The sequence below is a fragment of the Micromonospora sp. DT46 genome, assembly GCF_049841735.1.
In the GTDB taxonomy this organism is placed as follows: Bacteria; Actinomycetota; Actinomycetes; order Mycobacteriales; family Micromonosporaceae; genus Micromonospora; species Micromonospora reichwaldensis.
Window position 1 is genome coordinate 765,048 of the sequence record NZ_JBNCKW010000003.1, and the last position, 22,449, is coordinate 787,496.

24 protein-coding genes, 1 tRNA gene and 1 pseudogene are annotated in these 22,449 nt (G+C 74.4%); 4 read left to right on the forward strand and 22 right to left on the reverse strand.

The genetic code is table 11. The annotated features are described in order from the left end of the window. Window positions 1–61 precede the first annotated feature (61 nt). The 11 genes from ACLQ20_RS11325 to ACLQ20_RS11375 all read right to left on the reverse strand — a co-directional run bounded on the left by ACLQ20_RS11325 (window position 62) and on the right by ACLQ20_RS11375 (window position 8,569). Window positions 62–526: a bifunctional nuclease family protein gene (locus ACLQ20_RS11325; RefSeq protein ID WP_151454621.1), complete on the reverse strand. Its 465-nt coding sequence runs from the start codon at window positions 524–526 to the stop codon at window positions 62–64. 176 nt (window positions 527–702) lie between these two features. Then, window positions 703–1,404 (reverse strand): MerR family transcriptional regulator, encoded by a 702-nt coding sequence (locus tag ACLQ20_RS11330; RefSeq protein WP_192581391.1) that lies wholly within the window; start codon window positions 1,402–1,404, stop codon window positions 703–705. A 50-nt stretch (window positions 1,405–1,454) separates the two neighbouring features. Then, complete coding sequence (gene odhI, locus ACLQ20_RS11335; RefSeq protein ID WP_089000305.1) at window positions 1,455–1,907, reverse strand: oxoglutarate dehydrogenase inhibitor Odhl; 453 nt, start codon at window positions 1,905–1,907, stop codon at window positions 1,455–1,457. 214 nt (window positions 1,908–2,121) lie between these two features. After that, entirely contained in the window at window positions 2,122–2,502 is a 381-nt protein-coding gene (gene gcvH, locus ACLQ20_RS11340; RefSeq protein WP_151454622.1) for a glycine cleavage system protein GcvH, read from the reverse strand. 54 nt (window positions 2,503–2,556) lie between these two features. Further along, window positions 2,557–3,537 (reverse strand): DUF881 domain-containing protein, encoded by a 981-nt coding sequence (locus ACLQ20_RS11345; protein WP_151454623.1) that lies wholly within the window; start codon window positions 3,535–3,537, stop codon window positions 2,557–2,559. A gap of 10 nt (window positions 3,538–3,547) precedes the next feature. Continuing rightward, window positions 3,548–3,880 carry a small basic family protein gene (locus tag ACLQ20_RS11350; RefSeq protein ID WP_151454624.1) on the reverse strand — a complete coding sequence of 111 codons (333 nt, stop codon included), beginning with the start codon at window positions 3,878–3,880 and terminating at the stop codon, window positions 3,548–3,550. Beyond that, the gene (locus tag ACLQ20_RS11355) at window positions 3,877–4,821 is read right to left on the reverse strand and encodes a DUF881 domain-containing protein (protein ID WP_151454625.1); all 945 of its coding nucleotides are present in this window, start codon (window positions 4,819–4,821) and stop codon (window positions 3,877–3,879) included. The genes ACLQ20_RS11350 and ACLQ20_RS11355 overlap by 4 nt, the downstream gene beginning before the upstream one ends. After that, a complete protein-coding gene (locus ACLQ20_RS11360; RefSeq protein ID WP_151454626.1) occupies window positions 4,818–5,459 on the reverse strand; it encodes a CDP-alcohol phosphatidyltransferase family protein in 642 nt (213 codons plus the stop codon). The genes ACLQ20_RS11355 and ACLQ20_RS11360 overlap by 4 nt, the downstream gene beginning before the upstream one ends. Window positions 5,460–5,776: 317 nt before the next feature. Beyond that, window positions 5,777–6,247, reverse strand: coding sequence for a MarR family transcriptional regulator (locus ACLQ20_RS11365; RefSeq protein WP_151454627.1), 471 nt, complete (start codon window positions 6,245–6,247; stop codon window positions 5,777–5,779). Between the two features lie 53 nt (window positions 6,248–6,300). Beyond that, a complete protein-coding gene (locus tag ACLQ20_RS11370; RefSeq protein ID WP_151454628.1) occupies window positions 6,301–7,479 on the reverse strand; it encodes a PP2C family protein-serine/threonine phosphatase in 1,179 nt (392 codons plus the stop codon). 340 nt (window positions 7,480–7,819) lie between these two features. After that, window positions 7,820–8,569, reverse strand: a complete 750-nt coding sequence (locus ACLQ20_RS11375) for an SAM-dependent methyltransferase (RefSeq protein ID WP_358118192.1) — start codon at window positions 8,567–8,569, stop codon at window positions 7,820–7,822. Between the two features lie 119 nt (window positions 8,570–8,688). Between ACLQ20_RS11375 and ACLQ20_RS11380 the strand changes: the two genes are divergently transcribed. The 3 genes from ACLQ20_RS11380 to ACLQ20_RS11390 all read left to right on the forward strand — a co-directional run bounded on the left by ACLQ20_RS11380 (window position 8,689) and on the right by ACLQ20_RS11390 (window position 10,357). Beyond that, window positions 8,689–9,570, forward strand: a complete 882-nt coding sequence (locus tag ACLQ20_RS11380) for a universal stress protein (RefSeq protein ID WP_358118194.1) — start codon at window positions 8,689–8,691, stop codon at window positions 9,568–9,570. A gap of 98 nt (window positions 9,571–9,668) precedes the next feature. Continuing rightward, window positions 9,669–9,881: a phosphatidylethanolamine-binding protein gene (locus ACLQ20_RS11385; RefSeq protein ID WP_132237733.1), complete on the forward strand. Its 213-nt coding sequence runs from the start codon at window positions 9,669–9,671 to the stop codon at window positions 9,879–9,881. Next, window positions 9,878–10,357, forward strand: coding sequence for a hypothetical protein (locus tag ACLQ20_RS11390; protein ID WP_358118196.1), 480 nt, complete (start codon window positions 9,878–9,880; stop codon window positions 10,355–10,357). The genes ACLQ20_RS11385 and ACLQ20_RS11390 overlap by 4 nt, the downstream gene beginning before the upstream one ends. Here ACLQ20_RS11390 and ACLQ20_RS11395 read toward each other — a convergent pair. Then, window positions 10,354–10,548 carry a hypothetical protein gene (locus ACLQ20_RS11395; RefSeq protein ID WP_358118198.1) on the reverse strand — a complete coding sequence of 65 codons (195 nt, stop codon included), beginning with the start codon at window positions 10,546–10,548 and terminating at the stop codon, window positions 10,354–10,356. The genes ACLQ20_RS11390 and ACLQ20_RS11395 overlap by 4 nt on opposite strands. Before the next feature lie 120 nt (window positions 10,549–10,668). Between ACLQ20_RS11395 and ACLQ20_RS11400 the strand changes: the two genes are divergently transcribed. Continuing rightward, window positions 10,669–11,319, forward strand: a complete 651-nt coding sequence (locus ACLQ20_RS11400; RefSeq protein WP_327028375.1) for a hypothetical protein — start codon at window positions 10,669–10,671, stop codon at window positions 11,317–11,319. Window positions 11,320–11,324: 5 nt separating this feature from the next. Here the strand turns inward: ACLQ20_RS11400 and ACLQ20_RS11405 are convergent, their stop codons facing one another. The 10 genes and pseudogenes from ACLQ20_RS11405 to ACLQ20_RS11450 all read right to left on the reverse strand — a co-directional run. Beyond that, window positions 11,325–11,495: a hypothetical protein gene (locus tag ACLQ20_RS11405; protein WP_165947846.1), complete on the reverse strand. Its 171-nt coding sequence runs from the start codon at window positions 11,493–11,495 to the stop codon at window positions 11,325–11,327. A 67-nt stretch (window positions 11,496–11,562) separates the two neighbouring features. Next, a complete protein-coding gene (locus ACLQ20_RS11410) occupies window positions 11,563–12,852 on the reverse strand; it encodes a hemolysin family protein (RefSeq protein WP_327028376.1) in 1,290 nt (429 codons plus the stop codon). A 1-nt stretch (window position 12,853) separates the two neighbouring features. Beyond that, complete coding sequence (locus ACLQ20_RS11415) at window positions 12,854–13,051, reverse strand: hypothetical protein (protein WP_089000292.1); 198 nt, start codon at window positions 13,049–13,051, stop codon at window positions 12,854–12,856. Window positions 13,052–13,091: 40 nt separating this feature from the next. Continuing rightward, a complete protein-coding gene (selB, locus tag ACLQ20_RS11420; protein ID WP_327028377.1) occupies window positions 13,092–14,855 on the reverse strand; it encodes a selenocysteine-specific translation elongation factor in 1,764 nt (587 codons plus the stop codon). A gap of 4 nt (window positions 14,856–14,859) precedes the next feature. After that, window positions 14,860–16,164: an L-seryl-tRNA(Sec) selenium transferase gene (gene selA, locus ACLQ20_RS11425; protein WP_327028378.1), complete on the reverse strand. Its 1,305-nt coding sequence runs from the start codon at window positions 16,162–16,164 to the stop codon at window positions 14,860–14,862. A gap of 19 nt (window positions 16,165–16,183) precedes the next feature. Then, window positions 16,184–16,279 (reverse strand) — tRNA-Sec (locus ACLQ20_RS11430). A 45-nt stretch (window positions 16,280–16,324) separates the two neighbouring features. Beyond that, complete coding sequence (gene nrfD / locus ACLQ20_RS11435) at window positions 16,325–17,314, reverse strand: NrfD/PsrC family molybdoenzyme membrane anchor subunit (protein ID WP_327028379.1); 990 nt, start codon at window positions 17,312–17,314, stop codon at window positions 16,325–16,327. Beyond that, window positions 17,311–18,426 carry a 4Fe-4S dicluster domain-containing protein gene (locus ACLQ20_RS11440; RefSeq protein WP_327028380.1) on the reverse strand — a complete coding sequence of 372 codons (1,116 nt, stop codon included), beginning with the start codon at window positions 18,424–18,426 and terminating at the stop codon, window positions 17,311–17,313. The genes nrfD and ACLQ20_RS11440 overlap by 4 nt, the downstream gene beginning before the upstream one ends. Then, a complete protein-coding gene (gene fdh, locus ACLQ20_RS11445; protein WP_327028381.1) occupies window positions 18,416–21,712 on the reverse strand; it encodes a formate dehydrogenase in 3,297 nt (1,098 codons plus the stop codon). The genes ACLQ20_RS11440 and fdh overlap by 11 nt, the downstream gene beginning before the upstream one ends. A gap of 456 nt (window positions 21,713–22,168) precedes the next feature. Continuing rightward, window positions 22,169–22,449: pseudogene (locus ACLQ20_RS11450) on the reverse strand (hypothetical protein); the annotation flags it as partial.

Consider the following 22,449-nt stretch of genomic DNA (forward strand, 5'->3'; position numbering starts at 1 on the left):
AACGAAGATCACCCACAGCACCGGGACATCACCGAACGTGACATCCCGAGGAAGACCGGACTCAGCCGGCGAAGTCCTCCGGACGCACCTGGTCCAGGAACTCGCGGAACTTCTCCACCTCGTCCTCCTGCTCGTCCGGGATCACGATCCCCGCCTCGCTGAGGACCTCCTCCGCACAACGAATCGGCGCACCGACCCGCAACGCCAGGGCGATGGAATCGCTCGGCCGGGCCGACACCCGCACCCCGTCCCCGAGCAACAGATCGGCGTAGAAGACGTTCTCCTTCAACTCGGTGATCTCCACCGCCTGCAAGGGCGCCTTCAACGCCGTCAACACGTCCCGCAGAAGATCGTGGGTCAGCGGCCGGGCCGGCTTGACCCCCTGCTGCTCGTAGGCGATCGCCGTCGCCTCGACCGCACCGATCCAGATCGGCAGATAGCGGTCCCCCTCGACCTCCCTGAGCAGGACGATCGGCTGGTTGCTGGGCAGCTCCACCCGAACTCCGACCACGCTCAGCTCGCGCACCGCCGCCTCCGTGTCGTTGTCACCTACGCCGCACCGCGCCCTTCCCTGCACGGTACACGGACCGCGACACGGCCGTCCCATGCGCTACCCGCACACGCCCGCGCCAGAAAGGGGTTACCCCGGCAAGCCTACGACACGCTTCCCGGGGAAGATCTTTCCGCACGGCCCCCGCCGGATCACCGACCCAACGTCGACCGCAACCCCACCCGCACCAACGCCGCATGCAACTGCTGCGACAGCGCCACCAACTCCCGCGCCGTCTCCGCCGCCCGCGCCCGCGCCGCCGGATCACTCTGCCGCGCCAACGGCGTCAACAACTGCGCGAACAGACCGGCCTCCCGATCCGCCGCCGTACGGAACGCCCGCAGATGCCGCGGCTCCAACCCGTACGCCGCCAGACCCGCCACCGCCCGCGCGATGATCAACGCGTCGTCGTCGTACCAACCCGGCGGATCCGACACCACCACACCGAGGCGCTCCAACTCGCCCAGCGTCGACTCGTCGATCCCGCTGCGCGCCACCAGGTCCAACCGGCCGAGCCGCACCTGCGGCGACCCGACCGGCTCCTCCGGCACCCGCCCCGGAACCTCACCGTCCGGACCCACCGCCACCAACGTCGGCCGCTGCCGACCCGGCGACTCCCCGGACGCGTCCCACTGCGCCAACTGATCACGGATCACCCGCAACGGCAGATACTGGTCCCGCTGCGCGGTCAGCACGAACCGCAACCGCGCCACATCGTCCCAGCTGTACTTCCGGTAACCCGCCGCCGTCCGCTGCGGCTCCACCAGGCCCTCGGCCTCGAGGAACCGCAACTTCGAGATGGTCACGTCCGGGAAATCGACCCGCAGCTGACCCAGCACCTCACCGATACTCATCAGCGGGCGCGCACGGGCCGCCTCGGGCGGCGTGGAGGCCGCAGGCTCGTTCACCCCCGGCCGGCCCCCTCCTCGGGACGCGGACCGGCGATGAACACCACCCGGAACTTGCCGATCTGCACCTCGTCACCATTGCTCAACGTGGCCGCCTCGACCCGCTCCCGGTTCACGTACGTGCCGTTCAGGCTCCCCACGTCCCGCACCGTGAACGTCCCACCGTCACGGTGGAACTCGGCGTGCCGCCGCGACACCGTCACGTCGTCGAGGAAGATGTCACTGTCCGGGTGACGGCCACTGGTCGTCACATCGTGATCCAACAGGAACCGGGCACCCGCATTCGGACCCCGGCGAACCACCAGCAGCGCCATACCCGGCGGCAACGAACCGGACATCCGGCTCGGCACCACATCGGTGTCCGGCCCCTCCAGCACTTCGTCGAGCGAACCGAGATTGAGCGTCGAAGTGACGTCGAGTGGGGGGAACTCGTCGTCTGGGCGCGTCATGGGACCACCTCACGGATCTGTTCGGTCGGCGTCGGGTAATGGCGGGTCTGGCCGCCGGGCAGTGCAACACCCGGCGGCTGGCTCCCCGTGCCCGGAAAGGCAATTCCGCAACGCTGAACTATTTGGTTCTCGGTCGACTGGGCGAGCCTAGCCAGCGCCGAAATGCAGGGCAACCGGACGCGCGGAACACCCGCCACGCCCGAAGGGGACGCACTCAGCTCTCGGTGAGCTCACGATACGCGTCCGCGGACAGCAGACCATCGACCGCCGCCGGATCGTCCGGGGTGATCTCCAGCAACCAACCCGCACCGTACGGATCAGTGTTGATCACCTCAGGGGTGTCGCCGAGCGCCTCGTTGCGCGCCGCCACCGTACCGCTGAGCGGGGCGTAGATCTCCGACACGCTCTTCGTCGACTCGATCTCACCCAACGACTCACCGGCCGCCACCACCACACCCGCATCGGGCAGCTGGACATACACGATGTCACCCAGGGCGTCCTGCGCGAAGTGCGTGATGCCGACCCGGACAGTGCCGCCGCCGTCACCCGCCACCCACTCGTGCTCGGCGGTATACCGCAGATCCTCAGGAATCACCAGACGCGTCCTTCATCCATTGGCGCACCGGAACCCCGGTGCGGGCCGCGCCGGTCAGGAGACCGGACGGGCGTGTTCCAGCTTGATCGGCGCGTGCAGCGCCGAAACCTCGGCAGCCTCACGATCCTCGACGATCAACTTACCGCCGTCACCCGTCACCGACGCCACCACCCCGCCGGGAATGTTCAAGGCCGTGCGCATCGTCGCCGGATCACCGATCACCGTGATCGTGAACGGACCCGTCAACCGACGCCCGTCCACCACCAACGACCCGCCCTCCCCGTCCAGGAAGAACGTCGACGCGATGATCCGCACCGTCGCCCGGTCACCACCGGAGATCTGCATCGCCTCCGCGCCCGCGCCCCGCAACTCCTGCACCGCGTCCAACACCCGCGACGCCGAGATCGGCTTCTCACCCGCCTCGAACCGCACCGACAACCCCGGCCCCGTCGCCGGCAACGTCCCCGCCAGGATCCCCAACTCGTCGGCCCGCCGCGTCGCCTCCTCCAACGCCGCCTGCCGCCCCTGCTGACCCGAACGCAACTGCCGCTGACTCTCCTCCAGCGTCGCGATGTCCTGCCGCAGCCGGACCTCCCGCGAGTTCAGGTCGTACAGGATCCGCACCAGATCCTCCTGCCGCGTCGCCGCCACCGTCGGATCCGTCGACGTCGACTTGAACTGCACCACCAGGGTGAACCCCAGCAACGCCAACAGCGCCGCGATCATCACCCCGGCCGAACTCACCCGCCGCCGCGGCGTCCCGCCACCCCCGGCCGCTGCCGGCGCGGGTGAGGTGGCACCGGCGGCGGCCCGGCTCAGCTCCACCGTCACGCCGTCGTCGGGCTCCACCACCGCCGGCTCCTGCACGGGCGGCTCCACCGGCGGCGCGGACCGCTCCGGCGCCAACGGGCTCAACTCGTCCGGATCCGGCGCGTCCGGCCGCGGATCGGGCTCCCCCGCCGGACCCGACGGCCGCCCCGGACCCGCCGGCTGCGGCCAACCCGTGCCCGTCTCGGTGTGCTCGTCGCTGCTCATCGCCACCAACCTACGCCCGGAACAGGTGCCGACGGATCGCCGCCACGTTCCCGAAGATCCGCACCCCGAGCACGACCACCACGCCGGTGGAGAGCTGACCGCCCACCCCCAACTGGTCACCCAGATACACGATCAGACCCGCCACCAGCACGTTCGAAATGAACGACACCACGAACTGCTTGTCGTCGAAGATCCGGTCGAGCTTCGCCCGCACCCCGCCGAACACCGCGTCCAACGCGGCCACCACCGCGATCGGCAGGTACGGCTGCAACGCCGTGGGAACCGTGGGGTCGAGCCACACGCCGAGGACCACACCGGCGAACAACGCCAGCACCGCGATCATCGACCACCTCCGGAGGGGCTGGGAGACGTCCTCGAACCGGTCGGCCCAGGACTGACGGAACGGTCGGCCCCCGACGGCGACGGCGTCGGGCTCACCGAGGGCTGCGCGTAGCGTAGCCGCGGGTCCGGAGCGGCCGGCAGGGTGAGGTCCTCCGCCTCACGCACCCCGAACGACAACCCGGTGTCCTCGGCCACCTTCCGCATCGTCAACGCGCTGCGGCTGTCCTCGTACCGGTCCCGCATCGACCCCGGACCGATCGCCGACACCTCGTACGGCCCCGTCACCGGCCGGAAGTCCACCAGGATCGCCTGCCCCGCCGAACGGATCGTCGACATCGCCGTCAACCGCTGACCGTTGATCGCGATCGCCTCAGCCCCCGCCGCCCACAGGTCGTTGGCCACACCCTGCAGATCGCTGTAGATCACCCGGGACGGCCCCACGTCCGCGCCCGTCACCGCGTCCTGGTTCTGCGGCGCGTCCGCCAGGCGCACCACCACGCCGTCACCGCGCACCCGCCCCAGGCCGGTGCCCGCCTCCAGGTTGTGCAGCCGCGCCGCCTCCGAGCCACCCAGCGCCGCCGCCCGCTGCCGCGCTACCTCCGCCCGCAGCTCGTCGGCCCGCACCGACAACCGGTCCGTCTCGGTCTCCCGCTGCTTGATCTGCTCGACCAGGCCGGACCGGGCCTGGCTGCGCCCCGGCTCGGCCTCCAGCGTCTGCCGGTACGCCACTGCGAACAGGAAACCCAGCAGCAGCGCCACCACCACGGTGACGGAACGCGCCGACCACCGCCGCCACCTCGGCGAGGGCGTCTGCCGCTCCCGACGCCGGGCCGCCGCGTCGGCGTAGCCGGGATCCAGCGGATTGCGGAACAGCTCGGTGAGGAAGTCCGGGGCGTACACCCGGTCGCCGCGGCCCCGGCCGTCGCCCGGCGTGCCCGTCATGCCGGCGCTCCCCCGGCCCGAACCGCCCTGACCAGCCGGCCGGCCTGCACGACGTAGAGCGCGCCGGCCACCCAGTAGAGCACCAGGCCCCACCAGGCCAGGCCCCAGCCGATCGCCCCGGCGACGGTCGCCGCACCCGGCACCGCCGCGGCGAGCAGCAGGACCGGGAAGGCGGCCAGCAACAGGAAGGTCGCGGTCTTGCCCACGTAGTGCACCGGCGGCGGGCCGTACCCGTGCCGGCGCAGCACCGCCAGCGAACCGAGCAGGAGCAACTCCCGGGCCAGCAGCGCCGCGGTGAACTGCCAGGGAACCACGTCGCGGGCGGTGAACCCGAGCAGGGTGGCGAGGATGTAGAGCCGGTCGGCGAGCGGGTCGAGCAGCTCCCCCAGCCGGCTGACCTGGCGCATCCGGCGTGCGACCCAGCCGTCCACCCAGTCCGTGGTGCCGCCGATGGCCAGGACCACGAGCGCGGCCACGTCGGCGTGCGCGACGAGCAGCAGGTAGAGGAAGAGCGGGACGCCGAGCAACCGGACGAAGCTGATGACGTTCGGCAGCGTGAGGATCCGGTCGCCGACGGCCGATCCGCTCGTGCCGTCGGTGGCCCCCGGGTGCTCTTCCCGAGCCGGCGGACGCGACACCGAACCTCCTCCGCGACACGCTCCGCCGCCCGGCCGAGGACCGGCGGCGCGGAGAACGTGGGCGCTGTCGGGCCGGCTGCCGCCGGCGTCCCCTGCGGTCCCCCGTATACGGGACCTTCGCCTGACATCGGCCCGCGATCGTGACGATCACGGGCCGGTTGCGCTGCCACTATATCGGGCCCTCGGCGCCTCCTCCGGCCTCAGGCGTCCGGGCCCGTCGACGACGGTGTCGTCGGGTGGGGTGCGTCATCCCCCGTAAGGCATCCTAGGACACTAGTGGAGCAGGGGGGAAGGCGCGTACGGCGGGAGACGACCCGTCAGGCGGTGCGGGCCTGGGAGTCCGCCGGCGACTCGGTCGGGGCGGCGGTGGCCGCGCGTTCGAAGGCCATCAACGCCAGCAGCAGCTCGTGCTGCGCCCGACCGGGCATCCGGTCCAGCACGGCCTGCACCGCCCGGTGCCGGTGCTCCTGCAGCTCGCGCAGCAGCGCCTCGGCGGCGGCCGTCGGCATCAGCCGCACCTCCCGCCGGTCGCGGGGATCGGGCACCCGGCGCAGCAGCCCGGTGGCCTCCAACCGGTCGCAGAGCCGGCTCGCCGAGGACGGCACGACGTCCAGCAACTCGGCCAGGCCGTTGACGTTGGTCTCCGGCCGGCCGCTGATCAGCGACAGCACCCGCAGCTGCGTCGGGGAGACGGCCATCTGGTGCCGGGGCACCGCCGAGTCGAGCACACCGACGAGTGCCTCGGCGGCGGCGTCGATCGCCGCGGCGAGATTCGGAGGTCGCTCCACCCGGTGTCCCCTGCGATCGTCCCGCTCGTGCCCTGCCGGTGCGACGACGGCTCTCACCCGTCGCCCCGCCCGGCGGAACCACGCCAGTCCAGGCAGACGACGACCGCGTCGTCGCGCAAATCGGCGTCCGCGTGCCAGGCGTGCAGTTCGCGCATCACCGTACCAACTGCTTCCGCCGGCGGTTGCAGCCGCGTGGACCGCATCGCCCGCGCCATCGTCCGTTCGCCGTACGCGCCGCGGTCACCGGGATCGGCGGCCCACACCCCGTCGCTGACCACGAACAGCCGGTCCCCCGGTTCCAGCGCGAACTCCTGGACGTCGTAGCGGGCCTCGGCGAACATGCCCAGCGGCAGCTGCTGCTCCAGGTCGATGGGCGTCACCGTGCCGCCGCGCACCCGCAGCAGGTGCGGGGAGCCGGCGTCCACCGCCCGCACCCGGCCGGTGACGGTGTCCAGTTCGAGGAGCAGCGTGGCCACGTACCGGCGACCGCGGTGCTGGTAGAAGACCGTGTCGGAGGCCAACTCGGCCTGCTCGACGAGGCTGCCTCCGGAGCGCCGGGCGTTGCGCAGCGCGTTCACGGTGACGGCGGTCAGCAGCGCCGCAGACAGCCCGATGCCGGCGCCGTTGAGCACCGTCACGGTGAGCCGGTCGTCGTCCACGGACCAGTCGAAGTGGTCTCCGCCGACCGTGTACGCCGGTTCCAGCTGGCCGGCGAGGTCGAACGCCGCGTGGCTCACGCCGCGTCCCGGCAGCAGTTCCCACTGCATCTCGGCGGCCATGCTGAGTCGCTCCCGTCGGCGGACCCGGCGGTACCGGTCGGTCTCCCGGTCCGCCGCGCGCAGCACGACGGCCAGCTCGCCGGCGATGTCCGCGGCCCGCTCGACGACGTCCGGTTCGGGCTGGTCGGGCAGCTCGACCAGGAGCACGCCCAGCCGCTCCCCCCACACCGACAGCGGCAGGTAGAGCCGGCACCGGCCCTCGTCGTCGGTGTCGGTCATCGGCTGCTGGCTGCTGAAGCAGCGCTGCGCCGCGTCGTGGCAGGCGAGGAAGCCGCCGCCGGAGAGGTCCGCGTCGAGCACCGGCCAGAGCCCGGTGATCCGGTAGTCGGCGATGAACACGTCCGTTCGCGAGGCGCCCAGGGCGGACCGGATAGCCTGGTCCGCCGCCTCCACCACCTGGTCGGGCGGGGCCGCACGAAGCGCACGCGAGACCTGGCCCGGTGCCTCCAACATGATCATCCTCCGGAAGCTTGCCGTAGGGCAAGCATCATACGGAGCCCCCTCCCCCACCCTCCGGGCGGGCGGGCACACGGCGGGTGCCAGCCGCCGTGGCCTCGCACCCGGCTCGGGGCCCGGCGCGCGGCGCCCACGTCGCCTCGGCCGGCGCCGGCGGCAGTTGGGGGTGCTGCGGGGCAGCGGGGTGCACAGGTCAGGCCAGGTTGCTGCGGCAGCAGCGGGCGCTCAGGCGGCGACTGGTGTTGAGACGACCGGTGGTCAGGTGGCGACCCGGGTGCCGCGGTGACGGCCGGTCAGGACGGCAGGCCGCACACGCGTACCTCGCCGTCCGGAGGCGTCAGCACGCCGGCGGGTGGACGGCGACCCCGCCGTGGAAGGCGTCGGGCACCTGCGCGGGCGGGCCGTCCGGCCGCCACCGGGCGATCGGGACGATGCCGTCCTCGGTGGGCGTCCAGCGGCCCAGCAGCGGCACGAACGCGGCCGGCGGGCGCATCCGGAACGCCGGGCCCATCATCGCGAGGGCCGCCGGGAAGCCGGCCAGCTCCTCCGTGTCGAAGTCGACGGCGAGCAGGCTGCCCGGCGCGGTGGCACCGTAGAGCTCGTCGAGGGTGCGGGCCAGCGTCTCGTCGTCGAGGAACGCGGCCAGACCGAGGAAGACCACGCCGACCGGTCTCCTCCCCCACCCCGGCACGAACCGGTGCAGCTGGGCGCGGTCGACGGTGCCGATGTCGGTGGCGTCGCCGTAGCCGTAGCCGGCCCGGTCGCTGCCGGCCAGCAGGCGCTGGCCGAGGCGGATGGTGACCGGGTCGACGTCGGTGTAGAGGACGGTGGCGTCCGGGGCGACCTCATGCACGTTGCCCATGGTGGGCACCCCGGCGCCGAAGACGAGGAAGCTGTCGACCCCCCGCGCGGCCATCGCCCGGACCGCCCGGCCGAGAAACGCGCGCAGCTCGCGGAAGACCGGCTCGCACGGCCCGTACGCCTGCTCGAAGTCTCGGGCGGCCGCCACGTCGACCGGGAAGTGGTGCTCCCCGCCGAGCCAGAAATCGATCATCCGCGCGGTGCTCGGCTGGTCCGGCTCAACCATCGACGACGCTCCCTCCCCGGTGGGCGTGGACAGCGTACCCACCGGCCGGCCTGCGCGGTATCGGCCCGCCGACGGGTTCCCGGCCGCGATACTGGCCGGGAAGCGGCGGGAGGTGGGCGGTGAACTCGGCGAACGGCGCGGCGGTGGTCGTCGGCGCGGACGGCTCGGACTCGTCGCTGCGCGCCGTGCGGCTCGCCGCCGTCGAGGCGGCCCGCCGGCACCGGCCACTGCGGATCGTGCACGCCTTCATCTGGCCCCTGCTGCGCGTGCCGGTCGACGCCCCCGCCGCCGGCCCACCCGGCGCCGGCCTGCGGCACCAGGCGGAGCAGGTCGTCGCCGCCGCCACGGACGAGGCCGAGGCGGCGGTGCCCGGGTTGCGGATCTCCGGCGAGATCATCGACGGCGAGGCCGCCGCGGTGCTGCTCGGCGAGTCGCCGGCCGCCGCGATGATCGTGCTCGGCGACCGGGGGCTCGGCGGCTTCTCCGCCCTGGTGGTGGGGTCCGTCGCGGTGCAGGTCGCCGCGTACGCCGACTGTCCCGTGCTGGTCGCCCGGGGCACCGACCACCCCGACGGGGCCGTCGTCGTCGGCGTGGACGGCTCCGAGACGGCCCGGCTCGCCGCGGAGTTCGCCATGGAGGAGGCGTCGGTGCGCGGCGCGGCGCTGGTCGCGTTGCACGCCTACCGGCATCCGACCTCCACCGGGCCCGGGGACATGCGACCACTGGTGTACGACGACACCGAACTGCGTTCCGAGGAGGAGCGGGTGGTCGCCGAGTCGCTGGCAGGGCTCACGGAGCGGTGGCCGGACGTGCCGGTCAGCCGGGAGACCACGCGCGGCCGCCCCACCACCGTGCTCGCCGAGGCGTCCCGGCGGGCCCAGCTGCTAGTGGTCGGCCGGCAGGGACGCGGCGAGCTGACCGGGCTGCTGCTGGGCTCGGTGAGCCAGTCGCTGCTGCACCACGCCGAATGCCCGGTCGCGGTGATCCGCGCGCCGCGCTGAGCCGGGCACCGCGCCGGACCGGTCGCGGGGTTGGTCCCCGCGCAGGCGGGTAGACGAGCGCGGTACGCCAACGGCGACGACGACCGGAGGAGGCAGTGATGCCAGGACCACGGCCGGGCAGCAACGCGTACGACAAGCAGCGGGCGCGCATCCGAAACGCGATCGACGATTCGGGACGACGGGTGCCGGACGACAAGGCCAACGACGTGGCCAACCGGATCCTGCAGTCCGACCGGGGGCAGCGGGGGGTCGTCCGCGGCGAGCGGGTCTACGGCCCCAAGGGCGAGCGCGAACCAGGCGACCCGAGGTGAGGGCCGCGAACCTGGCCGACGGGGCGATCGCCGGCGCGGTCGGCAGCGCCGCCCTGAACATGGTCAGCTACCTCGACATGGTGCTGAGGGCGCGGCCGGCGAGCAGCACCCCGGAGGAGAGTGCCGGGCGGGTCGCCCAGGTGGCGCACGTGGACCTGGGGCCCGAGGACCGGGCGGCGAACCGCCGCTCGGGCCTCGGGCCCCTGCTCGGCTACGGGATCGGCGTGGCGGCGGGCGTCGGGTACGCCCTGCTCACCCGGGGCCGCCGGATGCCGCTGCCGCTGGCCGCCGGGGTCCTCGGCGGTGCCGTGATGACGATGTCCGACGGGTCGATGACCGTGCTGGGCGTGACCGATCCGCGCACGTGGCGTCGGTCGGACTGGCTGGCCGACATCGTGCCGCACCTCGCGTACGGCGTGGCGGCCGCAGCCACCTGGAACCGGCTGCGGCCGCCCGTCTCGGGTCGGGGCTGTTAGCTCTCGTCGTCGGCGACCGGCTCGGTGGCCGGGCCGTACGGCGACACCTGCCCCCGGGGCACCGGGCGGCCCTCGTCGCCGTGCGACGAGCCGCGGTTGCGCGGGTGCCCCGCGGGGTTGGGGCCCTTGCTGTCCTGGCTGGTGGCGCCCTTGTTGTTGCGGCGGAATTCCTCCTGCTGCGGATTCACCACGGGTTTCTCCTTCCGGGGTCCGGCCGTGTCCGACGTCGGTTACCCGTCCGCCCCGGCGGCATACCCGCCGGGGCGGACGGTCGCAGGGGTGGCCGGGCGCAGGGCGGGTACACCCCGAGGATGGGCGACGACCGGAAGGTGGCGCGGGTCCTGCTGGAGCGGCGGGGCCGCACGTACGCCGAGGAGGCGGGCATCACGCTCGCCGACCGGCCCGCCCCGCTCTACCAGCTGCTGGTGCTCGCCACGCTGCTGAGCACCCGGATCCGGGCCCGGGTGGCCGTGGCGGCCGCCCGGGAACTCTTCGCCGCCGGCTACCGGACCCCGCAGGCGATGGAGGCGGCGAGCTGGCAGGACCGGGTCGACGCGCTGGGCCGGGGCCACTACCGCCGCTACGACGAGCGGACCTCGACGATGCTCGGCACCGGCGCCCGGCTGTGCCTGGACCGCTGGCGGGGCGACCTGCGCCGGCTGCACCGCGACGGCGGCGGTGAACCGGCCGGGCTGCGCCGGCTGCTGACCGAGTTCCCCGGCATCGGCCCCACCGGCGCCGACATCTTTTTGCGCGAGGCGCAGGTGGCCTGGGCCGACCTGCGCCCGTACGCCGACCGGCGGGCCCTGGCCGGCGCGAAACGCCTCGGCCTGCCCGGCTCGGCGGACCGGCTGGCCGGGCTGGTCGACCCGGGCGACTTCGGCCGGCTCGCCTCGGCGCTGGTCCGGGTGGCCCTCGGCGAGGAGTCCGCCGGTGAGGTCACCCGCGCCGCCGCCACCTGACCGGGCTACTTGGCCGTCTTGTCGCCCGGCTTCGTCAGGTGCCACACCAGCAGCGCCGCCAGCAGCGCGAGCACGACGAGGCCGCCGGAGACGCCTCGGCCGTCCTCCTCGCTGCGGCCGGTGGTGCCGAAGTAGATCACCGCGAGCCCGGCCAGCACGGTGACGAACGTCCGCATCCCTCGGTCCTTCACGTACCGGACGGTACGTCCTGATCCACGCCATTCGTGGCGGTTCCCGCCGCCGTCACCCGACCGGGTCGGGGCCCGCGGAGAAGCCGCGCAGCCGGACCCGGCGGATCGTGCGGCCGGCCACCTCCACCACCTCGACGGTCAGCCCCGGCAGGTGCACGGTCTCCCCCGGCCCGCTCGGCAGGTGCCCCAGCCCGGCCAGCACCAGCCCGGCCACCGTCGTGTACTCCCGCGACGGCCGGAAATGCAGGCGCACCCCGACGTCGGCCAGGTCGTGCAGCGGGAAGTCGCCGGGCATCAGCAGCGAGCCGTCCGGTTCCCGGGTCACCCCGGTCACGTCCCGGTCGGTCTCGTCGTACAGCTCCCCGACGACCTCCGCCAGCAGGTCCTCCATGGTGATGATGCCGTCGACCCCGCCGTGCTCGTCGACGACGAGGGCGAGCTGCTGGTGGCACAGCCGCAGTTCACGCAGCGCGTCGGAGACCGGCAGGGTGCCGGGCAGCAGCAGCGGCGGACGGGCCCGGTCGGCGACCGTCGCCGCGTCCGCCCCGACGAGTTCGCGGATGTGCACCACGCCCCGCACCGCGTCGAGCCCACCCGGCCCCACGACCGGGGCGCGGGAGCGGCCGGCTGCGGCGAGCCGGCGCAGCCCGTCGGCCGCGGGCATCGTCTCGGGGAGCACCGTCACGTCCAGCCGGGGCACCAGGATGTCCCGCAGCGTCCGGCCGGCGATGTCGAACGCGCCGGTGAGGATCTCCCGCTGCTGTGCCGACAGGCCCCGCTGGCTGACCAGGATCTCCCGCAGCTCGTCCTCGGTCATCTCCGTACGGCTGGCGCGGGGGTCCCCGCCGGCGAGCCGCACCACCACGTCGGTGGCCTTGCTGAGCAGCCAGACCGCCGGCCGCGACAGCCGGGCCAGCAGGTCCAGCGGCCCGGCGCTGACCAGCCCCCAGCGTTCCGCGCGCTGCATCGCCAGCCGCTTGGGGGCCAGTTCGCCGACGACCAGGGTGACGAACGTCAGCAGCACGGTGACCAGGACGACCGCCGCCCCGCGCGCGGCCCCGCCCAGGAAGCCCAGCGGCCCGACCAGTGGCTCGGACAGGGACACCGCGGCGGCGGCGGAGGCGAGGAACCCGGCCAGGGTGATGCCGAGCTGGATGGTCGCCAGGTACCGGTTGGGGTCGCGGACCAGCCGGGCCAGCCGCTCCCCCGACCGGCTGCGCCGGCCCAACTGCCGCACCTGCCCCTCGCGCAGCGTCACCAGCGCCATCTCGCTGCCCGACAGGGCCGCGTTGACCAGCACCAGCACCGCCACCAGCGCGAGCTGACCGAGCTGCGCCCCCATGTCAGTCGACCTCCAGGTCGTCGAGGGAGATCTTGTGCGTCATCAGCCACCGGGCCAGCGCCGACATCCCGAACAGCCACAGCGGCGCGGACTCGGTGGTGCCGTTGGTGGCGAAGATCGCGAAACGCAGGTCCGGCGCCCGGTACGCCTCGATCCGCCACTTGTGCTGCCTGTCCCGCCAGACCGCGGAAGGGTCCATGGCGCCACGCTAGGCGACCGCCGACCTCGCCGGGGCGGCTTCAGGACCGGGCCGTCACCACGACCCGCGCGTCGTCGGGCAGCCGGCGGGTGGCGCCGCGACGGTCCAGCAGCTCCAGCAGCGGCACCGCGACCCGGCGGGTGGTGTCCAGCGCCCGCCGCGCGGCGCTGAGCGTGAACGGCTGGGGCAGCCCGGCCAGCACCCGCACGGCGTCGTCGGCCGCGCCGGGCAGCAGCACCACGTTCTCGGCGAGGCGCAGCAGCGCCCCCGCGCGTACGGCCGCGCCGATCTCCCGGGGACCCAGCCCCAGGTCGGCGAGGTGCTCGACCTCGGGGGCGCGGAACGGGCGGTCGGCGTACTCGGCGCGGACCCGGGCCACGGCCCGGGCCACCGGTTCCGGCAGCGCGTCGACCGCCGACGCGGTGACCCGGCCGGCGCGCAGCCGCAGCGGCGGCCGGACCAGCGCCTCGACCAGCGCCCGCTCGGGCAGGTCCAGGCGCTGGCGCAGCAGCTCGACCGGCGCGCCCGCCTCCAGCGGGTGCTCCCGGGCGTGCCGGGCGACCTCCTCGACCAGCCGGGTGCCGAGGCCCCGCCAGTGCTCCGGGTCGGCCAGCCAGTCGCCGGCGACCGGCCGGCCGGTGGCCTCGACGCCCATGCGGATCAGGTCGGCGGCCCGGGCCAGCCGCCGCCGGCGCAGCTCGCCGGCCAGCTCGGGGCGGCCGTCCACCGTCGCCAGCACCGCCGCGCGGGCGACGGCCGCGCCCCGACGGGTCAGCGGCGGCGGAGCCACGTCCAGCACGGTCACCCCGCCCGCGACGTGGTGCCGGCCCGGGTCGCGCAGCAGCGCCCGGTCCCCGACCAGCAGCGGCAGCGGCCGGGCCAGCCGCAGCCGGGCCGTGTCCGGGCCGAGCGGCCGGACCCGGGCCGGCACCGCCGCCGCGCCGATGTGCAGGGTCAGGGTGGCCGGCAGCTCCCCGGCCGGGTCGCCGGCCAGCCGCACGTCCAGCAGGTCCGTGCGGTGGAACCGGCCGGGGGTGAGCAGCGCGTCGCCGCGCCCCAGGCGGTCCCGGGGCGTGCCGCGCAGGTTCACCGCCACCCGGGCGACCGGGGCGACCTCGGGCCGGGCCACGCCGAGGGAGTGCAGGCCGCGTACCCGCACCGTCTCCGCGCTGCCGGCCAGCTCCAACTCGTCGCCCACCCGGAGCCGACCGGCGCCGAGCGTGCCGGTCACCACCGTGCCGGCGCCGCGGACGGTGAAGGCGCGGTCCACCCACAGCCGCACCGGGGCGTCGGCCCGCGGGGCGGGCAGCCGGGCGGCGAGCCGGTCCAGCGCCGCGCGCAGCTGCGGCAGCCCGGCGCCGGTCACCGCGCTCACCGCCACCGCGTCCACCGCGCCGAGGGAGGTGGCGGCCAGCTCCGCCCGGGCCCGGGTCGTCGCCGGCCCCGGATCCGCCAGGTCCGCGCGGGTCACCACCAGCAGGCCGTACGCCACCCCGAGCGCGTCCAGTGCCGCCAGGTGCTCGGCCGACTGCGGCATCCAGCCCTCGTCGGCGGCGACGACGACCAGCGCGGCGGGCACCGGGCCGACGCCGGCGAGCATGTTCGGCACGAACCGCTCGTGCCCCGGCACGTCGACGAACGCCACCGTCGCGCCCGAGGGCAGGGTGCTCCAGGCGAAGCCGAGGTCGATGGTCATGCCCCGGCGGCGTTCCTCGGCCCACCGGTCGGGTTCCATCCCGGTCAGCGCCCGGACCAGTGTCGACTTGCCGTGGTCGACGTGCCCGGCGGTGGCCACCACGAACACGCCCTCAGCCCTCCCCGGGCACGCGCAGCACGGCGGCGCGCAGCGCCGCGTCGGCGTCGGCGGGCACGCAGCGCAGGTCCAGCAGCAGCCGCCCGCGTACCACCCGGCCCAGCACCGGCGGGTCGCCGAGGCGCAGCGGAGACGCGTACCGCTCGGGCAGGGCGAGCGCCCAGGAGGGCAGCTCGACGCCGGGGGCGCCACCGCCGCCGACGACCGCCCCGGCGGGCACCACCCGTGCTTCGCACCCGTCGGCGGCGAGCGCGGCGCACAGCCGCTCGGTGCGCGCCCGCAACGCGCCCGGGTCGGCGTGCAGCGCGGCCCGGGTGGGGGTCGCCGGATCGGCAAGGGTGGCGGCGAGCGCGGCGAGGGTCAGCTTGTCGACCCGCAACGCCCGGGCGAGGGGGTGCCGGCGCAGCCGTTCGACGAGGTCGGCGGCACCGAGCAGCAGCCCGGCCTGCGGCCCGCCGAGCAGCTTGTCGCCGCTGGCGGTGACCAGCGCCGCCCCGGCCCGCAGGGTGCTGGCGGCGTCCGGCTCGGCGGGCAGCAGCGGATCGGGCGCCAGCAGCCCGGAGCCGATGTCGGCGACCACGGGGACGCCGAGGGTGGCCAGCGCCCGTACGGGCACCGCGGAGGTGAAGCCGGTGACCTGGAAGTTCGACGGGTGCACCTTGAGCACGAAGCCGGTCCGGGGACCGATGGCGGCGGCGTAGTCGTCCAGCGTGCTGCGGTTGGTGGTGCCGACCTCGCGCAGCCGGGCGCCGGTGCTCTCCAGCAGGTCGGGCAGGCGGAACCCGTCGCCGATCTCCACCAGCTCGCCCCGGCTGACGACGATCTCGGCGTCGGCGGCCAGCGCGGTCGCGGCGAGCACCAGCGCGGCGGCGCCGTTGTTGACCACGTGCACCGCGCCCGCGTCGGGCACCGCCGCCGCGAGGGCGTCGAGGGCGTCGCGTCCGCGCCGGGCCCGCCGCCCGGTGCGCAGGTCCAACTCGACGTCGGTGTGCCCGCCGGCGGCGGCGACCGCCGCGACGGCGGCGGGCGACAGCGCGGCGCGACCCAGGTTGGTGTGCAGCACCACGCCGGTGGCGTTGAGCACCGCCCGGGGGGCCGGCGCGGGCAGGGCGGCCAGCGCGGCGTCGCGTACCGCCTCGGGGGTGATCTCGCCCCGGCGGGCGCGCTCCTGGGCGCGGTGGACGGCGGCCTTGACCCGCTCCCGGCCCAGGGTGCCCGCCGCGGCGGCCAGCCGGGGGTCGGCGAGCAGCGCGTCGGTGCGCGGCACCCGCCGGCGCGGATCGGCCGCGACGTCCCCCATGATCCCCACTTCCGCAGCATGGCGGAGACGGACGGGAATCGAACCCGCCTGGCCCGGATCCCGGACCACACCGGTTTTGAAGACCGGGAGGGGCACCAGCCGCCTGAACGCCTCCACGCAGCAGTGAACCACAGGCCCGGCGGGCGTGTGCGGGAGGGCGTCAGCCCTCGGCGGCGCGCCGCCGCTCGAGGCGCTCCCGCTGCGGCACCACCGTGTACTTCGGATCCTTCGCCGAGGCCACGCCGCCCTCGAAGATGCCGAACCGGGTCGCCACCGAGGCGCCCAGCAGCGCGACCCCGGACAGCGCGGAGAGCGTGCGGCTGCGCCGACCCAGCAACGCGCCGGCCACCCCCACGGCGGTCAGGGCCCTCCCCGCGCGCAGCAGGCGACCGGGCCGGCCGGTGCGGTAGGGCTCGCTGAGCAGCCCGAGCCGGGTCTCCACCCGGTGCGCGCCGTACAGCTCCAGGGCCGCGCCCGCCACCGCCATCCGCCGGGCGGGCCCGGCCTGCGCGCAGGGCGCGGCGATCAGCCCGACGCCGGCGCCGCTGGCCAGGGCGCTGCCCGCGAAGATGACCGGCAGTTCCGGGTACGCCTCGTGCCAGGACGGCACGGCCGTGTCGGCCAGCAGCACCCCCGTGTACGTCGCCAGCGCCGGCGCGGTCGCCGCGGCGGCCAGCCCGGCGGCGTGCCCGACCGGCGGCAGCGCCCGGCGGACGAGCCCCGGCAGGCCGCGCCCGGGCAGCCATGCCGCGCCCTCGGCGACCGCCGCGAGCCCGGCGGCCGGGCCGAAGGCGCCGAGGATCCAGGTGCCCACGGACATGGGCGAGGTGGGCTTGGCCACCCGGAGCATGTGGTGGAACCGGGCGGGCCGCCCCAGGTCCTTGATCAGGAAGACGGTGCTGGCCGTGACCGCCGCCAGCGAGGCGACCCGGCCGGCGCGGCGCAACGCGGGCCGGCCGGTGAGCTGCCCGCCCGCCGCGAGCAGCGACGAACCGGCTGCCAGCCCGCCGGTGAACAGGTACGCGGCGATGTCCCACTTCCAGACCGGCGCCTTGAGGATCGGCCGGCCGTAGTAGGAGGTGAACTCGGCCTCCGGGACCCTCAGCTCCTCGCCGCCGCGCCGCCTGCGCCCACCGCGCTCCGGACTCATGAGGAACCTCCCACGAACGCGGCCACAGCCGCCGCCGCCATCGCCAGCGCGGCCAGGCCGGCGCGCTTCCACATCTTCGGCAGGTCCCGGGTGGTGACCACCGGGTCCGGCGGCAGCCCGTACACCTCGGGCTCGTCGAGCAACAGGAAGAACGCGCCGTCACCGCCGACCCCGTCGCCCGGGTCGTGCCCGTAGAGCCGCGCCTCGGGCACGCCCCGCTCGTGCAGCGTCGCCACCCGGGCCGCGGCCCGCTCCCGCAGCTCGTCGAGGGGGCCGTACTGGATGGACTCGGTCGGGCACGCCTGGGCGCAGGCCGGAGTGTTGCCCGCGCCGATCCGGTCATAGCACAGCGTGCACTTCCACGCCCGGCCGTCGCCCTTGCGCTGGTCGATGACGCCGTAGGGGCAGGCGGAGATGCAGTAGCCGCAGCCGTTGCAGATGTCCTCCTGCACCACCACCGTGCCGAACTCGGTGCGGAACAGCGAGCCGGTGGGGCAGACGTCGAGGCAGGCCGCGTGGGTGCAGTGCTTGCAGACGTCGGACATCATCAGCCAGCGGAAGTCGGTGCGCCCCTCCGCGCCCCCCGCGCGCCCCGGCGGCTGCGCCCCGGGCATCCCCAGGAACTCCGGCCCGCCGGCGGGGCCCGTGCTCGTGCCGGTGCTGGTCGCGCCGGCGTCGGTCCCCGGGCCGGCACCGGTGCCGGCGGCCATCCGCGCGGCCGCGTCCGCCGCGCCCGGCGGCACCCCCGGCTCGGTGCCGGTCGGGTTGCCGACGCCGGCGGCCACGGCCGCCGACGAGGCGCTGACCGAGCCGCCCGTCGGCGTGCCGGCGAACGGCGGGCTGCGGTGCCCCGCCGGGCGGGGCTGCTCGACGAACGCGACGTGCCGCCACGAGTTCGCGGTCAGCGCGCCGGTGTTGTCGTACGACATGCCGAGCAGGTCCAGCCCCGAGCCGGGGACGTCGTTCCACTCCTTGCACGCCACCTCGCACGCCTTGCAGCCGATGCAGACGCTCGTGTCGGTGAAGAAGCCCATCCGGGGCGGGGCGTCGGTCCAGCCGGCCTCCGGAGCCGGGTCCAGCGGCCCGGACAGGCTGTGCGGGTCAGGAAGCATCGCGGCCCTCCCCGGCGCCGTCGGCGTCCGGCGGGGCGAGCGCCCCCGGGGTGAGCGTCGGGGCCGGCTGGCCGGGGACGATGCCCGCCCGCCGCTGGTAGTCGGCCACCAGGTCCAGCAGGGCCGGGCCGGTGGGCCGCCGACCGGGCCGTACGTCACAGGTACCGATCTTGCTCTCCTGGATCAGCACGTTCGGGTCCAGGGTGATCCCGAACAGGTCGTTGGCCGAGTCGCCCGTCACCAGGCCCTCGAACCCGAAGTGGTACGGCAGCCACACCTGGTGGATCACCCGGCCGTCCACGCGCAGTGGGCTAAGCCGGTCGGTGACCAGCACCTTCGCCTCGATGACCGCCCGCCCGCTGACCAGGTGCGCCCAGCCCAGGTGCGCCAGGCCCACCTCCGCGGCCAACTCCGGGGACACCTCGACGAACATCTCCGGTTGCAGCTCCGCCAGGGGCCGCACCGTACGGCTCATCCCGCCTGCCGTGTGGTGCTCGGTGAGCCGGCTGACCGTGAACACGTACGGGAAGACCTGGCTGTACTCCTGCGGCGGGCTCGGGTTCACCGAGTTCACCGGGTGCGCGTACACCTTGCGGGTGGGGTTGGCCTGCTGCCGGTAGAACGGGTTGCGCACCGGCGACTCGGCCGGCTCGTAGTGCGTCGGCAGCGGGCCGTCCAGCACGCCGCTGGGCGCGTACAGCCAGCCCTTGCCGTCGCCCTGCATGACGAACGGGTCGTCGCCGGCGATCCCCTCCGGGCCGGACGCGCCCTCCGGCGGCCGGTACGTCGGCGGCTTGGTCCGCTCGAAGTCCGGCACGTCGTAGCCGGTCCACTCCCCGGCGTCCGGGTCCCACCACACGTAGCGCTTGCGCTCGCTCCACGGCCGGCCCTGCGGGTCCGCCGAGGCCCGGTTGTAGAGGGTGCGCCGGTTCGCCGGCCACGCCCAGCCCCACTCGGCGGCCACCCAGTCCTGCTCGTGACGGGACCGGCGCCGCGCCGCCTGGTTGACGCCGTCGGCGTACACCCCGGAGTAGATCCAGCAGCCCACGGCGGTGGAACCGTCGTCGCGGGCCTCGGCGAACGCGGACAGCGGGCGGCCGGTCGCCACCTCGTACCCGTTGATCTCGCGCAGCACCGTCTCGGCGTTCGGCTCGGCGTGCGGACCGTGCGTGGGATAGTCCCAGGCCAGGTCGAGCAGCGCCCGGTCGCGCGGCAGGTCGGAGCCGGCCAGCTTCTCCCGCAGCCGACGCCCGAGGTGGTAGAAGAACCACAGCTCGGAGCGGGCGTCGCCCGGCGGGTCGACGGCCTTCTCCCGCCACTGCAGCAGCCGCTGGGTCTGGGTGAAGGTGCCCTCCTTCTCCACGTGCGAGGCGGCCGGCAGGAAGAACACCTCCGTCTTGCACTGCTCCGGCACGATCTCGCCAGTGGCGACCTCGGGACTGTTGCGCCAGAACGTGGCGCTCTCGATCATGAACAGGTCGCGGACCACCAGCCAGTCCAGGTTCGCCATGCCGAGGCGCTGCGCCCGGCCGTGCGCCGAGCCGACCGCCGGGTTCTGACCGAGCAGGAAGTAGCCCCGCACCTTCCCGTCGATCATGTTCAGCACCTGCTGGTACGTCCCGTGGTCGCCGGTCATCCGGGGCATGTACCCGTAGCAGAAGTCGTTCTCGGGCGTCGCCGCGTCGCCCCAGTACGCCTTGAGCAGGCTCGCCGCGTAGGCGCGGGCGTTGCCCCAGAAGCCCTTCTGGCCCGGATGGCGGATGCTGTCCACCCACTCGTCGAAGGTGGGGTGGTCGGCGTGGTGCGGCATCGGCAGATAGCCGGGGAGCAGGTTGAACAGCGTCGGGATGTCGGTGGAGCCCTGGATGCTGGCGTGCCCGCGCAGGGCCAGGATGCCCCCGCCGGGGCGGCCCATGTTGCCCAGCAACAGCTGGATGATCGCGCCGGTACGGATGTACTGCACGCCGACGCTGTGCTGCGTCCACCCCACCGAGTAGATCAGCACGCCGGTGCGCTCCCGGCCCGAGTTGGCCGTCCACGCCTCGGCCAACTCCAGGAACTTCTCGCGCGGGATGCCGCAGACCCGCTCCACCATCTCCGGGGTGTAGCGGGCGAAGTGCCGCCTGAGGATCTGGTAGACGCAGCGCGGGTGCTGCAACGTCTCGTCCCGCTCCACCTGCCCGCCCACGTCGGCGCCGTGCGACTCGTGGCGCAGCCCGGCGGCGGTGTCCCGCTCCTTCGCGGTGTGCCCGCTGCCGGAGTCGGACTCGTGGCCCGCGTACTGCCAGGAGTCCTGCACGTAGCTGCCCGTCTCCGGATCGAACCCCGAGAAGAAGCCGTCGCCGTCCTCGGTGTCGACGAAGCGCTCGCTGACGATCGTCGCGGCGTTGGTGTAGGCCAGCACGTACTCCCGGAAGTCCAGCCCGTTCTCCAGGATGTGGCGCACCACGCCACCGAGCAGCGCGATGTCGGAGCCCGCGCGGATCGGCAGGTACGTGTCAGCCACCGCGCTGGTGCGGGTGAACCGCGGATCGACGTGGAACACCTTGGCGCCGCGCCGCTTGGCCTCCATCACCCACTGGAAGCCCACCGGATGGGCCTCGGCCATGTTCGAGCCCTGGATGACGATGACGTCAGCGTTGGCGACGTCCTGCTGGAAGTCCGTCGCGCCGCCGCGACCGAAGCTGGCCCCCAGACCGGGGACGGTGGCGGAGTGTCAAATGCGCGCCTGGTTCTCGATCTGGAGCGCCCCCATCGCCGTGAAAAGCTTCTTGATGAGGTAATTTTCCTCGTTGTCCAGCGTCGCCCCACCCAGACTGGAGATGCCCAGCGTGCGGTTGAGCGGCCGGCCCTGCGCGTCGACGTCCTCCCAGGTCTCCGCCCGCGCGGCGAGGATCCGGTCGGCGATCATGTCGAGCGCGACGTCGAGCTCCAGATCCTCCCACTCGGTGGCGTATGGCCGCCGGTAGCGAACCTTCGTCTGCCGCAGGGGGCTGGTGACGAGGCTCTTGCTGGCCGACCCCTTCGGGCACAGCCGCCCCCGGGAGATCGGGCTGTCCGGGTCGCCCTCGATCTGGGTGACCGCTCCGTCGGTGACGAAGACGCGCTGGCCGCAGCCGACCGCGCAGTAGGGGCAGACCGACCGCGCCACGCTGTCGGCGGTCTCGGTGCGGGCGGTCAGCTCCGCCGAGCGGCCCGACTGCGCCGCGGCGCCCCGGCCCAACGGGTCGGTCCCGGTGAGCTGCCGGTACACCGGCCAGCCCTGGATGAAAGTCCGCAGGCCCACGCGCGACACCCCCTCCCGGCCCGTCCGACACAGCCACCATGAACATAGGCCAGGCCGTCCGGGACCGCGACCCGTGCCGCGGGATCACCCCCCGACGGTCACCGCCCGCTTCCCACGGCGTCGCCCATGGCCGTACGCGACCGGTGTCCCGGCGGCGGTCCGCTCGATGTCGGCTGCGGGGCCGGCGAAGACAGCGCCGCCCCCGGGCCCGGAGGCTCGGGGGCGGCGCCGGTGTCGGTGTGCAGGTCGCCTCTCGGCGAGTGGCGCGACGCGGCTCCAGCCGGACGGTATTCCGCGAAGGCAATTTAGGTGAGGCCCGGGGACACTGGACACACCGACACCTCATTCAACCAGCCGACGGGCTGCGATGTTCCACCGGCGGTGGATGTGCCGCTGGCCGGCACCCCGTGTTCGGGTGCCGGCCAGCGATCCCCCTTGTGGTGGAAAGTCTGCGTGTCAGCTGTTCCAGTGCTCGGTGACGAGGTCGGCGGCCTGCTGCTCCCACTGGGCGTAGTGGTCCGGGTACGCCGACACCTGCACCGTCTGCGCGGCCTTGGTCAGGGGCTTGTCCTGCCACCCGTCGACCTGCTTCAGACCCTTCAGGAACGCCGTCGTCGAGTACTCCGGGTCGGTGATCTGCTCGATCGTGCCCCACCCACTGGACGGGCGCTGCTGGAACAGGCCCTGCGAGTCGTGGTCGTTGCGGTCACCCAGATGACCCAGGTTCTCCAACTTCG